The 14,089-nt window shown below is 55.2% G+C and carries 12 protein-coding genes; 7 read left to right on the top strand and 5 right to left on the bottom strand.

Going from position 1 to position 14,089, the window contains the following annotated elements; all coding sequences use genetic code 11:
• Positions 1-76 precede the first annotated feature (76 nt).
• The 3 genes from fghA to P6287_RS12700 all read right to left on the bottom strand — a co-directional run bounded on the left by fghA (position 77) and on the right by P6287_RS12700 (position 3,035).
• Positions 77-919 carry an S-formylglutathione hydrolase gene (gene fghA / locus P6287_RS12710; protein ID WP_222233712.1) on the bottom strand — a complete coding sequence of 281 codons (843 nt, stop codon included), beginning with the start codon at positions 917-919 and terminating at the stop codon, positions 77-79.
• Positions 920-931: 12 nt separating this feature from the next.
• Positions 932-2,056, bottom strand: a complete 1,125-nt coding sequence (locus P6287_RS12705; RefSeq protein WP_064739274.1) for an S-(hydroxymethyl)glutathione dehydrogenase/class III alcohol dehydrogenase — start codon at positions 2,054-2,056, stop codon at positions 932-934.
• A gap of 67 nt (positions 2,057-2,123) precedes the next feature.
• A complete protein-coding gene (locus P6287_RS12700) occupies positions 2,124-3,035 on the bottom strand; it encodes a LysR family transcriptional regulator (protein ID WP_101763711.1) in 912 nt (303 codons plus the stop codon).
• Positions 3,036-3,134: 99 nt separating this feature from the next.
• Between P6287_RS12700 and P6287_RS12695 the strand changes: the two genes are divergently transcribed.
• The 7 genes from P6287_RS12695 (at position 3,135) to mglC (ending at position 11,361) form a co-directional block, all read left to right on the top strand.
• Positions 3,135-4,262: a YbfB/YjiJ family MFS transporter gene (locus tag P6287_RS12695; RefSeq protein ID WP_101763712.1), complete on the top strand. Its 1,128-nt coding sequence runs from the start codon at positions 3,135-3,137 to the stop codon at positions 4,260-4,262.
• 117 nt (positions 4,263-4,379) lie between these two features.
• On the top strand, positions 4,380-5,045 hold the full coding sequence (gene folE, locus P6287_RS12690; RefSeq protein WP_049852430.1) for a GTP cyclohydrolase I FolE: 666 nt from the start codon (positions 4,380-4,382) through the stop codon (positions 5,043-5,045).
• Positions 5,046-5,098: 53 nt separating this feature from the next.
• Positions 5,099-6,259, top strand: a complete 1,161-nt coding sequence (gene yeiB, locus P6287_RS12685) for a DUF418 domain-containing protein YeiB (protein WP_277973814.1) — start codon at positions 5,099-5,101, stop codon at positions 6,257-6,259.
• 142 nt (positions 6,260-6,401) lie between these two features.
• A complete protein-coding gene (gene galS / locus P6287_RS12680) occupies positions 6,402-7,442 on the top strand; it encodes an HTH-type transcriptional regulator GalS (RefSeq protein ID WP_277973813.1) in 1,041 nt (346 codons plus the stop codon).
• 303 nt (positions 7,443-7,745) lie between these two features.
• Positions 7,746-8,741 carry a galactose/glucose ABC transporter substrate-binding protein MglB gene (mglB, locus tag P6287_RS12675; RefSeq protein ID WP_101763715.1) on the top strand — a complete coding sequence of 332 codons (996 nt, stop codon included), beginning with the start codon at positions 7,746-7,748 and terminating at the stop codon, positions 8,739-8,741.
• Between the two features lie 70 nt (positions 8,742-8,811).
• Positions 8,812-10,332, top strand: coding sequence for a galactose/methyl galactoside ABC transporter ATP-binding protein MglA (gene mglA, locus P6287_RS12670; protein ID WP_110866613.1), 1,521 nt, complete (start codon positions 8,812-8,814; stop codon positions 10,330-10,332).
• 18 nt (positions 10,333-10,350) lie between these two features.
• Positions 10,351-11,361 (top strand): galactose/methyl galactoside ABC transporter permease MglC, encoded by a 1,011-nt coding sequence (gene mglC, locus P6287_RS12665; RefSeq protein WP_007889502.1) that lies wholly within the window; start codon positions 10,351-10,353, stop codon positions 11,359-11,361.
• Between the two features lie 128 nt (positions 11,362-11,489).
• Here mglC and sanA read toward each other — a convergent pair whose 3' ends face one another.
• Positions 11,490-12,209: an outer membrane permeability protein SanA gene (gene sanA / locus P6287_RS12660; protein ID WP_008104952.1), complete on the bottom strand. Its 720-nt coding sequence runs from the start codon at positions 12,207-12,209 to the stop codon at positions 11,490-11,492.
• A gap of 134 nt (positions 12,210-12,343) precedes the next feature.
• A complete protein-coding gene (locus P6287_RS12655; protein WP_176972365.1) occupies positions 12,344-14,041 on the bottom strand; it encodes an NAD-dependent malic enzyme in 1,698 nt (565 codons plus the stop codon).
• Between the last annotated feature and the right edge of the window lie 48 nt (positions 14,042-14,089).

Genomic DNA, 14,089 nt, shown 5'->3' with positions numbered 1-14,089 from the left:
GTTTGGAAGCTGCATGTGGCAGCGTCTCCTTCCCCCGTTTACGGGGGAAGGCCGGGATGGGGGGCAGCCAGCACCATCACACCAACAAATGCTTCGCGTGGAAACGCAGATGATCTTCCACGAAGCTGGCGATAAAGAAGTAGCTATGGTCATAACCTGGCTGAATGCGTAGCTCCAGCGGGAAACCTTGCTCACGCGCCACCGCTTCCAGTCGCTCTGGACGCAGCTGATCGGCGAGGAACTGATCGCTATCCCCTTGATCAATCAGAATCGGCAAGCGCTGTTCCACGTCGCGCATCAACAGGCAACTATCCCATTCACGCCACGTCTGACGATCTTCACCCAGATAAGCGGCAAAGGCCTTCTGGCCCCACGGCACTTCGGTAGGATTGACGATTGGCGCGAAGGCAGAAGCAGACGCAAAACGTCCGCCAAGACGCAATGCCAACACCAGCGCACCGTGACCGCCCATTGAATGACCCATCACCGACTGACGATCGCTCAGCTTAAAGTTATCCGCCACCAACTCCGGCAGCTCCGCGCTGAGGTAATCGAACATGCGGAAGTTCGCCGCCCACGGCTGCTGCGTGGCGTTGAGGTAGAAACCTGCGCCCTGGCCGAGATCGTAACCGCTGTCGTTTGCCACATCGTCACCGCGCGGGCTGGTGTCTGGCATAATCAGCACCAAACCCAGCTGCGCAGCCACGCGCTGGGCGCCGGCTTTGGTGGTGAAGTTCTCATCGCTGCAGGTCAATCCGGCGAGAAACCACACCACCGGCGGCGGTGCGTCACTCTGCGGCGGCGGCAGAAAAATGCTGAAGGTCATCGGACAGTTCAGCACGGCCGACTGATGACGCCAGCGCTGCTGCCAGCCACCAAAAATGCGATGCTCTTCTAACAGCTCCAAAGTGGAAGCCATAACGTCTCCTGATTACTTAGTAAAATGCACCACCGTACGGATGGATTTCCCTTCATGCATCAGATCAAAGGCGTCGTTAATCTCTTCCAGCGGCAGGTTGTGGGTGATGAAATCGTTCAGGGCGAATTTACCGTCGAGGTAATCCTGCACGATGCCCGGCAACTGTGAACGGCCTTTAACGCCACCAAAAGCGGAACCACGCCATACGCGACCGGTCACCAGCTGGAATGGACGGGTAGAAATCTCCTGGCCCGCACCAGCAACGCCGATAATCACTGATTCGCCCCAACCTTTGTGGCAGCACTCCAGCGCCGAACGCATCACGTTAACGTTACCGATGCACTCGAAGGAGAAATCGACGCCGCCGTCGGTCAGTTCAACGATCACATCCTGAATCGGTTTATCGTGATCTTTCGGGTTGATCAGATCGGTGGCACCCAGTTTGCGCGCCAGATCGAATTTACTGGTGTTGAGATCGATACCGATGATGCGACCGGCTTTCGCCATCTTCGCGCCGATAATCGCCGACAAACCAATACCGCCGAGGCCGAAGATCGCCACGGTGTCGCCTTCTTTTACTTTGGCCGTGTTCATCACCGCGCCCATGCCGGTGGTGACGCCGCAGCCCAGCAGGCACACTTCTTCCAGAGGCGCTTCTTTGCTGATCACCGCCAGCGAGATTTCCGGTACTACGGTGTATTCAGAGAAGGTTGAGGTGCCCATGTAGTGGAAAATCGGCTTGCCGTCTTTGAAGAAGCGGGTGGTGCCGTCTGGCATCAAACCTTTGCCCTGGGTGGCGCGAATTGCCTGACACAGGTTGGTTTTGCCCGAGAGACAGAACTTACACTTGCCGCACTCTGGGGTGTAAAGCGGGATCACGTGGTCGCCGACGGCCACGCTGGTCACGCCTTCACCCACCGCTTCCACCACGCCGCCGCCTTCGTGGCCGAGGATCGCCGGGAATACGCCTTCCGGATCTTGTCCCGACAAGGTGTAAGCATCGGTGTGGCACACGCCAGTAGCCACGATGCGCACCAGCACTTCACCTTTTTGCGGTGGCATCAGATCCACTTCTTCGATTTTCAGCGGTTCGCCAGCTGCCCAGGCAACGGCGGCGCGGGTTTTAATCATGTTCATGCAATCCCTCTTCCTGTAGATGCGGGGTAAGTGGCCCCGATGGTCGTGATGTCGATAAAACAGAAACTCACTCGGCAACGTGCAGCGGATGCCGCAACTCGTCGTTAACCGGGCGATCGTCAAACAGTTCAATAATCAAATATTTCAGCGCTTCCACGTTGGGCGTAAACGCATCGCGCCGCCACATCAGCCAGGTGGCGGTATCGCGGTAAGCGGGCGGTAACGCATGCTCCTGCACGCGGGCGCGGGCTGGCATTTGCGCCAGCACCGAGGCGGGAATCATCGCTACGCCTGCGCCGCCGGCCACACACGCCACCATCGCGTGGTAAGACTGTATCTCCATCACGCTGCTCGGCGCGGTCTGGCTTTCGCGATACCAGGCTTCCAGCTTGGTGCGGTAGGAACAGCTGTTGCGAAAAGCAAACAGCGTGTCGCCTTGCACATCGCGCGCGCTGGCAATCGGCGCATGTTCCGGGCTGGTGATCAGCACCATCTGCTCATTAAAGGCAATGCAGCCATTGAGATCGTCGTGCGCCACCGGACCATCCACCAGCGCGGCGGCCAGCGTGCCTTCCCGCACTTTGTCGATGATTTCACCGGAAGTATTGGTGATCAGCGACAGTTCCACGGCGGGAAAACGCTGGTGATAGGCCGCCAGGAGGGCAGGGAGGCGCGTCGCGGCGGTGCTCTCCATCGAACCGAGCGCGAAATTACCGCCCGGCTCACCGGCGCGCGCCATGTTCAGCGCTTCATCGCTCAATGCCAGGATGCGCTGCGCATAGTTAAGAAAATTGTGGCCCATTGGCGACAGGCGAATGCGTTGCTTCTCACGAATAAACAGATCAACGCCAATTTCATCTTCCAGCTGGCGCAGACGCGTGGTGAGATTGGAAGGTACGCGATGGAGTTGCTCGGCGGCACGCGCCAGCGAACCGGATTCGGCCACGGAGCAAAACATGCGGAGCTGTACTAAATCCATATTCTCTTCTCGTAAACAACTTGGTTAGTATTATTCACTTTCCGTGAGTTTAAACGTCATGCATGCTAGTGACAAGTGATAAAACATTCTGAGGTCGGTATGGCGTTTCGTGTCGCGCTTAGCGCGTTCTTAAGTTTAGTGGTTGCGATGGGGATTGGGCGATTTGCTTTCACGCCGCAGGTTCCGCTGATGATTCAGGACCATCAACTGACGCTCACCAGCGCCAGTCTGGTGGCGGCACTCAACTATCTCGGCTATCTATTTGGCTCGTTTGATGCGATGCGTGCGCGCACCCGCGTCGAGTGGCGTTTACAGGCGGGCGTGTGGGGCGCAGTGATTTTAACGCTGCTCTCGGCCTGCGTCAGCGGTCCGTGGTTACATGGCCTGATTCGTTTCCTGATTGGCTGGGCCAGCGGCTGGGCGATGGTGTTGCTGGCGGCATGGGCCAGCGACCAGCTACATCATCACGGACGTCCCGGCTTGCTGGCGGCGGTGTTTGCCGGACCCGGCACCGGCATCTTTATCAGCGGCATGCTGGCGGTGGCGCTGCACGCCAGCGGTGTCAGCGCGGCCTTTGCGTGGGCGGCTTACGGTTTGCTGGCGCTGTTGTTGATTGCCGCGATTGCGCGATTCCTGCCGCGCACCGGCCAGTTACATCGCCCCGATCACGCTGCATCGCCGCTGGTGCTGAATGGCAATCTCAAGCGCCTGGTGCTGAGTTACAGCCTCGCCGGCTTTGGCTACATTCTGCCCGCCACTTTTCTGTCGCAAATGGCGGCGGCGCGTTTTCCTGACAGCGCGTTTGCCCAGTTTGTCTGGCCGGTGTTTGGTGGCGCGGCGGTGATCGGCATCGTGTTAGGTATTCTGACACGTCACTGGGGCAGCAGCCATCTGCGGCTGGCCATAGTGTTGTGGGCGCAGGCGCTGGGCGTTATCGCCGCGATTGTGCTGCCCGGCTTGAATGGCCTGATGCTGGGCGCAGCGCTGATCGGCGGCGGCTTCCTGTGTGTGGTGCAGCTGACGCTGCAATATGGGCGCGAGCTGGCACCACAGCATGCGCGCTATCTTGCCGGTTTGCTCACCACCGGTTATGCGGTCGGGCAATTGGGCGGTCCGCTGCTGTCGTGGATTTCCAGCATGCTATGGCATCAGCTGGAACCCGCGCTATGGGTAGCGGGCGCCAGCTTAATCCTTGCGGGAATGCTGGTTTTACGTCGCCGTACGTGATGAAAAGCTTATCAGAATGATTACTGGATTAAGGGCGCGGAGTATTTCACAATACGCGCTCAGAATTTCCCCCGTGGGCGAAAACCCGCGGGCGCATCACCTGTCGGAGAAGAGTAAATGAGCACCTTAAGTCAGGAAGCCGCCCTGGTTCACGAAGCGCTGTTGGCGCGTGGTCTGGAAACACCGTTACGTGCCCCGGTGCGTGAAATGGATGACGCCGCGCGCAAACGCGAAATTGCCGGCCACATGACGCAAATCATGCAGCTGCTGAACCTGGATCTGGAAGATGACAGCCTGATGGAAACGCCGCACCGCATCGCCAAGATGTATGTGGATGAGATTTTCTCAGGTCTGGATTACGCCAACTTCCCGAAAATCACCGTCATCGAAAACAAGATGAAAGTGGATGAGATGGTGACGGTGCGTGATATCACGCTGACCAGCACCTGCGAACACCACTTTGTGATTATCGATGGCAAAGCCACCGTGGCCTATATCCCGAAAGAGAAAGTGATTGGCTTGTCGAAAATCAACCGTATCGTGCAGTTCTTTGCCCAGCGTCCGCAGGTGCAAGAGCGCCTGACGCAGCAAGTGCTGGTGGCGCTGCAAACGCTGCTCGGCACCAATAACGTTGCGGTGTCAATTGATGCGGTGCATTACTGCGTGAAAGCGCGTGGCGTAAAAGATGCTACCAGCGCCACCACCACCACCTCGCTGGGTGGCTTGTTCAAATCCAGCCAGAACACGCGTCAGGAGTTTTTGCGCGCGGTTCGTCACAGCTAATCTGTTTGGGCAACAACCTGTTGCCCGATTTCCTCTCTCCGTCAGGGCACTCGATGCAACGCTATCTCGCGCTGGATTTCATTCGTGGTTGCGCCATTCTCGGCATCTTGCTGCTGAACATTGTCGGCTTTGCGTTGCCATCGGCCGCCTATCTCAATCCGGCGTGGCGCGGCGAGGCTGCTACGTCTGATGCCTGGACGTGGGCGATCATGGATGGCCTGGCGCAGCTGAAATTCCTCACGCTGTTTGCCTTGCTGTTTGGTGCCGGCCTTTATATGCAGGCGCCGCGCGGCAGCCGCTGGATGTCGGCGCGTCTGACGCTGCTGGTGCTGCTCGGTTTCATTCACGGCATCTTTTTCTGGGAAGGCGACATCCTGCTGGATTATGGCCTGATTGGGCTGATTATCTGGCGCATGCTGCGTGATGTGCCTTCCGACCGCGCGTTGTTACAAACCGGCGCATTACTCTATCTGGTCGGCTGCGGCGTGCTGCTGATTTTCGGCGCGGTCTCCAGCCCCAATCCCACGCGATCCTGGCTGCCGGGTGCGGCGGATCTGCAATATGAGAGCTACTGGAAACTGCTCGGCGGCTGGGAAGCGGTGCAGAACCGGCTGGATCATCTGTCATCAGGCCTGATGGCACTGGCATCACAATATGGCTGGCAACTGGCGGGTTTGATGCTGATGGGTGCGGCATTGATGCGCAGCGGCTGGCTCAGCGGGCAATTTAGCGTGCAGCACTATCGCCGTTCGGCGGCGCTGCTGCTGACTATCGGCTGGCTGATCGCCATTCCCGGCATCGCCGCGCAGTGGATGATTGGCTGGGAATTCCGCTGGACCGGCTTTTTCCTGCAGGTGCCGCGCGATCTCGCCAGTCCGTTTATCAGCCTCGGTTATGCCGCACTTTGCCTGGGATTCTGGCCGCAAATTGCGTCAACGCGCGTCAGCTACGCCATTCAATGCGTTGGCCGCATGGCCTTGAGCAATTACCTGTTACAGACGCTGATTTGCACCACGCTGTTCTACCGCTTTGATCTGTTCCTCAGGTTCGATCGACTGCAGCTGCTGGCCTTTGTACCGGCTATCTGGCTGGTTAATATCCTGTTTTCCGTGCTGTGGCTGCGCGTCTTCCCGCAAGGCCCAATGGAGTGGATCTGGCGCAAACTGACACGTCTTGCCGCGGGAAAAGCTGATCCTTCCTCCTCGCTCAGATAATGATGTTCATCACAAAGGTTGCAGAATTGTATGTAACCGTTTTCATTGCTGTGACGTGATTCACGTAGTCGTTTCACATGCCCTGACAGAATAGCGCCGTTACGCGCTTGTCGCGCATTTTCAGCCTCTGTGGAACAGCTGCATGATAACGATTCGTGATGTCGCCCGTCAGGCCGGTGTGTCAGTAGCCACCGTGTCGCGTGTGCTCAACAACAGCAGTGCAGTCACCGCCGATACCCGGGAAGCCGTGCTGGCCGCCGTTGACGCGTTAGGCTATCGCCCGAACGCCAACGCGCAGGCGCTGGCTACGCAAATCAGTGACACCATTGGCGTGGTGGTGATGGATGTTTCCGATCCCTTCTTTGGCGCGCTGGTGAAAGCGGTGGATACCGTGGCGCAGCGCGTGCATAAACACGTGTTAATCAGCAACTCCTGGCATCAGGAAGAGAAGGAACGTCACGCAATTGAGGTGCTGATACGTCAACGATGTAACGCATTGGTGGTGCACGCGAAAACGCTTTCAGACGCCGAACTGATGCAGTTTATGGATCAGGTTCCCGGTATGGTATTGATTAACCGTACAATTCCCGGTTACGAACACCGCTGCGTCTGCCTGGATAACGTTACCGGCGCTCAGGTAGCCACGCGCATGTTGTTACAACAGGGACATCAACGCATCGGCTTTCTTAGCTCCAGCCACCCGATTGAGGATGTAACGCAACGACGTGAAGGCTGGCTGCAGGCCTTGTCAGAACAGGGAATTCGCCCGCAGGAGTCATGGATTGCGCATGCTGAACCTGATATGCAAGGCGGCGAAGCAGCGATGGTGGAGTTGCTGGGTCGTAACTTACATTTAACAGCGGTGTTTTCCTACAATGACGGCATGGCGGCGGGTGCATTGACCGCTTTAAAGGACAACGGCATCCAGGTTCCGCAGCATTTCTCTGTCATTGGCTTTGATGATATTCCCATCTCCCGCTATACCGATCCGCAGTTAACCACGGTCCGTTATCCTATTGTTTCTATGGCGAAACTCGCCACGGAATTAGCGCTCAAAGGTGCCGCAGGTGAGCTGGATCAGCTGGCTGTACACTGCTTTATGCCAACGCTGGTGCGTCGCCATTCTGTCGCCCAGCGGCAAATTGTGGAGTCGGTCACTAATTCAGGCGATAGCTCAGTGTAACCGTTTCCAATCTGTGATTGCATTCACAGTTAATTAACATGCCGCTCACTATGATGGCAGCGTCTTACCGGACTGAAACATCATGTAACGCTGGGAATTCCTTCTCCCAGCCGGTTTCAGTAGCCGATTGAAATAGTTCACAACACTCTTCAGGAAGCGTTTACCTACAGGGAAGTCAGGATTGCGATGGTGGCCCGGCTTTGCGTTACGCGTCCGCCCATTATCAGGTTTACAACCGACGGCGCTGTTTGCCCGCAGGCAAATAGCGCAATGAAATGCCCTACATAAAAAACCGGAGATACCATGAATAAGAAGGTTTTCACGCTCACAGCACTGGTTGCCAGCATGATGTTTGGTGCAACTGCGCACGCCGCCGATACCCGCATTGGCGTGACCATCTACAAATACGACGACAACTTCATGTCGATGGTGCGTAAGGACATCGAGAAAGAAGCAAAATCATTGGGCGGCATTCAGCTGTTGATGAATGACTCCCAGAACGACCAGTCTAAACAGAACGACCAGATTGACGTGCTGATGGCGAAAGGCGTGAAAGCGCTGGCCATCAACCTGGTGGATCCGGCTGCTGCGGCAGTGGTGATTGATAAAGCGCGTGGCAACGATGTGCCGGTGGTGTTCTTCAACAAAGAACCTAACGCCAAAGTGCTGGCCAGCTACCCGAAAGCGTATTACGTCGGTACCGACTCTAAAGAGTCAGGCATCATCCAGGGTCAGCTGATTGAGAAGCACTGGAAAGCCACGCCAGCCTGGGATCTGAACAAAGACGGTACCATCCAGTTCGTGCTGCTGAAAGGCGAGCCGGGCCATCCGGATGCCGAAGCGCGTACTAAATACGTGATCGATACCCTGAACAAAGACGGCTTGAAAACACAGCAGCTGGCGATGGATACCGCGATGTGGGATACCGCACAGGCAAAAGACAAAGTTGACGCCTGGCTCTCTGGCCCGAACGCCAACAAGATTGAAGTGATCATCGCTAATAACGATGCGATGGCGATGGGTGCGGTTGAAGCGCTGAAAGCGCACAACAAAACCAGCATTCCGGTGTTTGGTGTCGATGCACTGCCAGAAGCGCTGGCGCTGGTGAAATCAGGCGCGCTGGCCGGTACCGTGTTGAACGATGCGGAAAACCAGGCGAAAGCGACGCTGGATATTGCTAACAATCTGGCCAATGGCAAAGAGCCAACTGCAGGCACTAACTTCAAGATGGACAACAAAATCGTACGTGTTCCTTACGTACCAGTAGATAAAGAAAATCTGTCGCAGTTTGTGAAGTAATTCATCCTGGGCGCGGCATTTCGCCGCGCCTTATTGCATCTGACCAACGCTTTATTTAGCCAGGTAAATTATGGCCAGTGAGAATCCGACCACACAGCGTGAATATCTGCTGGAGATGACGAATGTCTCGAAATCATTTCCAGGGGTTAAAGCCTTAGATAATGTGAATTTAAAAGTGCGGCCGCACTCTGTTCATGCATTAATGGGCGAAAACGGCGCCGGGAAATCTACATTATTAAAATGTCTGTTTGGGATTTATAAAAAGGATACGGGGAGCATCCTGTTTCAGGGTGAGGAAATTGATTATAAGAGCTCCAAAGAAGCGCTGGAAAATGGCGTTTCCATGGTGCACCAGGAATTAAACCTGGTTCTGCAACGCAACGTCATGGATAACATGTGGCTTGGCCGTTATCCACGTAAGGGCGTGTTTGTCGATCAGGATAAAATGTATCGCGATACCAAAGCGATCTTTGATGAATTAGATATTGATATCGATCCGCGCGATAAAGTTGCCACCTTATCGGTGTCGCAGATGCAAATGATCGAAATCGCCAAAGCCTTCTCCTATGATGCCAAAATCGTCATTATGGATGAGCCGACATCATCGCTGACCGAAAAAGAAGTGAACCACTTGTTCACGATTATTCGTAAGCTGAAAGATCGTGGCTGCGGCATTGTGTATATCTCGCACAAGATGGAAGAGATATTCCAGCTGTGTGATGAGATCACCATTTTGCGTGACGGACAGTGGATCGCCACCCAGCCGCTGGAAGGGCTGGACATGGACAAAATCATCTCGATGATGGTTGGCCGTTCATTGAACCAGCGCTTCCCGGACAAAACCAACGTGCCGGGGGAAACCATTCTTGAGGTGCGCCATTTAACCTCACTGCGTCAGCCGTCGATTCGTGATATCTCGTTCGATCTGCGTAAAGGTGAAATTCTTGGTATTGCCGGTTTGGTGGGCGCCAAGCGTACCGACATCGTCGAAACCCTGTTTGGCATTCGCGAGAAGTCAGGCGGTACGATTAAGCTGCACGGCAAGAGTATTAATAACCACAGCGCCAACGAAGCCATTAACCACGGCTTTGCGCTGGTGACGGAAGAGCGTCGCTCCACCGGTATTTATGCGTATCTGGATATTGGCTTTAACTCGCTTATCTCCAATATTAAAAAGTATAAATCCAGCATGGGGCTGCTCGATAATAAACGCATGAAAAGCGATACCCAATGGGTCATTGATTCGATGCGCGTGAAAACGCCGGGTCATCATACGCAAATTGGTTCGCTTTCCGGTGGTAACCAACAGAAAGTGATTATTGGTCGCTGGTTATTAACGCAGCCGGAAATATTGATGCTTGATGAACCGACGCGCGGGATTGATGTGGGCGCGAAATTCGAAATCTACCAACTTATTGCCGAGTTGGCGAAGAAAGAGAAGGGCATCATTATTATCTCTTCTGAAATGCCAGAGCTGTTGGGTATTACCGATCGTATTTTAGTGATGAGTAATGGCCAGGTAGCAGGCATTGTTGATACCAAAACGACCTCGCAGAATGAAATCCTGCGTTTAGCGTCATTACACCTTTAATGAAGCAAGGGCTTTAACATGAAAGCGACTACTAAAAAGAATGCGCTAACCTGGTTAAAAGAGGGCGGCATTTACGTTGTCCTGTTTGTACTGCTGGCAATTATTATTTTCCAGGATCCAACCTTCTTAAGTTTAATGAACCTGAGTAACATTCTGACCCAATCTTCGGTGCGTATTATTATCGCACTGGGCGTGGCCGGTTTGATTGTCACGCAGGGTACCGACCTTTCAGCGGGTCGTCAGGTTGGCTTAGCGGCGGTGGTGGCAGCTACGCTGCTGCAGGCAATGGATAACGCGAACAAGGTGTTCCCGCATCTGGATACCGTGCCCATTCCGGTGGTTATCCTGACCGTATGCATCATCGGCGGTGTGATTGGTCTGGTGAACGGGGTGATCATCGCTTACCTCAAAGTAACGCCATTTATCACCACGTTGGGCACCATGATTATCGTTTACGGTATCAACTCACTCTATTACGACTTTGTGGGTGCATCGCCAATTGCCGGTTTCGATCCTGGCTTCTCCAAATTTGCCCAAGGCTTCCTGCGTTTCGGTGATTTCAAACTGTCGTTTATCACCTTCTACGCTGTGATTGCCATCGTCTTTGTTTGGGTGCTGTGGAATAAAACTCGCTTCGGTCGCAACATTTTCGCTATCGGTGGTAACCCGGAAGCGGCGAAAGTGTCTGGCGTGAACGTGCCGTTCAACCTGATTCTGGTGTATGCCTTGTCTGGCGTGTTCTACGCGTTCGGCGGGATGCTGGAAGCAGGCCGTATCGGCAGCGCCACCAATAACCTCGGCTTTATGTATGAGCTGGATGCGATTGCGGCTTGTGTGGTCGGCGGCGTGTCGTTTGCCGGGGGCGTGGGTTCGGTGGCGGGCGTGGTGACCGGTGTCATCATCTTCACCGTGATCAACTACGGTTTGACCTACATCGGCGTTAACCCTTACTGGCAGTACATCATCAAGGGCGGCATCATCATCTTCGCCGTGGCGCTGGATTCATTGAAGTACGCACGTAAGAAGTAGTGGATTTCCCCTCACCCCAACCCTCTCCCGCTCGCGGGAGAGGGAGCAGACCGAGTTCTAACTTAAAACCTGCATGACACGGTTCCCTCTCCCGCAGGCGGGAGAGGGCCAGGGTGAGGGAACAAACATTACTTCTGCAGTTTCTCTTCTAACTCCAAAAGCTGCTCCGGCGTCACCGCCGGATAACTCTGCGCATCTTCCGGCACTTCATGCACCGCAGGAATCGGCACTAACGGGCCAAGGAAGCGCGGCTCGCGCTTCATCAAATACAAATCCGCCAGCGCCCCTAAACGCGCACCCACTTCGCGGAAACGCACCGACAACATGTTTTTCGGCGACGGCACCGCATAGCACTGCGCTTGAATGCCTAAATGCTGCGCGATATACAGCGCTCGCTCGCAGTGGAAGCGCTGAGTAATGATGATGAAATCGTTGGTATCAAACACTTTGCGCGTGCGCACAATCGAATCCAGCGTGCGGAAGCCGGCGTAATCCAGCACGATGTCCGACGGCGCGACGCCCGCTTTGATCAAATCGCGGCGCATGGTCATCGGTTCGTTATAACTTTGCTGCGCATTATCACCGCTCAGCAGCAGGTAATTGACCTTGCCGCTGTTATAGGCGTTCAACGCGCCCTGAATGCGATAGAGGTAATACTGATTGATAACGCCCGTGCGGTAATACTTCGCCGTGCCCAAGACCACACCGACCTGACGATGTGGCAACGAGGTGACATCTTCGTAAATAAAGGGCGCGGTTTTCCAGCTGATCCAGCGATCCAGGCCGAGCGCGGTCGCCACCATCAGTAAGATGATGAAAAACAGACCAAAGAAAACGCGTTTAATCATGCGCGCGGGCACTCGATTGGCAGAATTCAGAATGGATAAAGGCTACTTGAGGCGGGCGGGGGAAGCAAGTAAACGCCCGTTGGCTGACGTTTTTTTAAACGTTGCCGGATCTAAATGATCCGGCAACAAATTTATCAGATCGAAGTACGCCGATAATTACGATACTGCGGCAGCCAGAAGTTGTTGCTGACGGCTTTCGACAATACATCTTCCGACGTCACCACCGCCACGCCCGCCAGCTGCGCGGCTTTACCCACCTCGATGGCAATCAGCTTGGAAACGCCCTGAATGTCTTTGATCTCCGGCAGAACCGGACCTTCGCCATCGTTAACCAGCGGCGAGCAGTCGGCCAATGCGCGGCTGGCGGTCATCAGCATCGAATCCGTCACGCGACTGGCGCCCGCGGCGATAACCCCCAAACCGATGCCAGGGAAGATATAGGAGTTATTGCACTGGGCGATGGGATAGGTTTTCCCTTTCCAGGTGACCGGCGAGAACGGGCTGCCGGTGGCAACCAGCGCGGCGCCGTCAGTCCAGGCGATGATGTCGGCTGGCGTCGCTTCAACGCGTGAAGTCGGGTTCGACAGCGGCATAACAATCGGACGCTTGGTGTGCTTGTGCATCTCGCGAATGATCTCTTCGGTGAACAGGCCAGGTTGGCCAGACACGCCGATCAGAATATCCGGCTTGGCGTTGCGTACCACGTCGAGCAGAGAAATGGAGTCGCTGCTGGTGTCCCAATCTTTCAGGCTGTCACTCTTCTGCACCAGCTTGCTCTGGAAATTGAGCAGGTTCGGCAGCTTGTCGGTGAGCAAACCGAAGCGATCGACCATCATCACGCGGGCACGTGCTTCATCATCGCTCAACCCTTCCGACTTCATCTGCGCGATGATCTGTTCGGCGATACCGCAACCGGCAGAACCGGCACCGAGGAACACCACTTTTTGCTCGCACAGGCGGCTGCCCGCAGCGCGGCTGGCAGCGATCAGGGTACCGACGGTCACTGCGGCGGTGCCCTGAATATCGTCGTTGAAGCAGCAGATCTCATCGCGATAGCGCTCCAGCAGCGGCATGGCGTTTTTCTGCGCGAAGTCTTCGAACTGCAACAGCACGTTCGGCCAGCGACGATTCACTGCCTGAATGAACTCATTGACGAACTCTTCGTACTCTTCGCCGGTAATGCGTGGATGACGCCAGCCCATATAGAGCGGATCGTTCAGCAACTGCTGGTTGTTGGTACCAACATCCAGCACCACCGGCAGGGTGTAAGCCGGGCTGATGCCGCCACACGCGGTATACAGCGACAGTTTACCGATTGGGATGCCCATGCCGCCGATACCCAAATCGCCGAGGCCGAGAATACGTTCGCCATCGGTCACCACGATAACTTTGACATTCTGCTTGGTGGCGTTCTGCAGCATGTCTTCAATGCGGTCGCGATTGTTATAAGAGATGAACACGCCGCGCGCGCGACGGTAGATTTCAGAGAAGTGTTCACAGGCCGCGCCGACCGTTGGGGTGTAGATGATCGGCATCATCTCTTCCAGATGATTGTCGAGCAGGCGGTAGAACAGGGTTTCATTGGTATCCTGGATATTGCGCAGATAGACATGCTTGTCGTTGTTGTTTTTAAAATCCAGGAACTGGCGCCAGGCACGTTCTGCCTGCTCTTCGATGGTTTCTACCGCTTCCGGTAGCAGGCCGTTGAGGTTAAATTCGTTACGTTCTTCGAGGGTGAAGGCGCTGCCTTTATTCAACAGCGGAAATTCCAGCAGGATCGGACCCGCATAAGGAATATACAGCGGGCGTTTACTTTCGTAGTCGAGTTCCATGCAGTGCTTGCTCCGGTTGCAGTGTTTTCTGACGTATCGCCGGGAAAA

Source organism: Pantoea sp. X85, from assembly GCF_029623675.1.
In the GTDB taxonomy this organism is placed as follows: Bacteria; Pseudomonadota; Gammaproteobacteria; order Enterobacterales; family Enterobacteriaceae; genus Pantoea; species Pantoea leporis.
The sequence above is the reverse complement of the archived record's forward strand: the minus strand, read 5'-3'. Positions and strand labels throughout refer to the sequence as shown.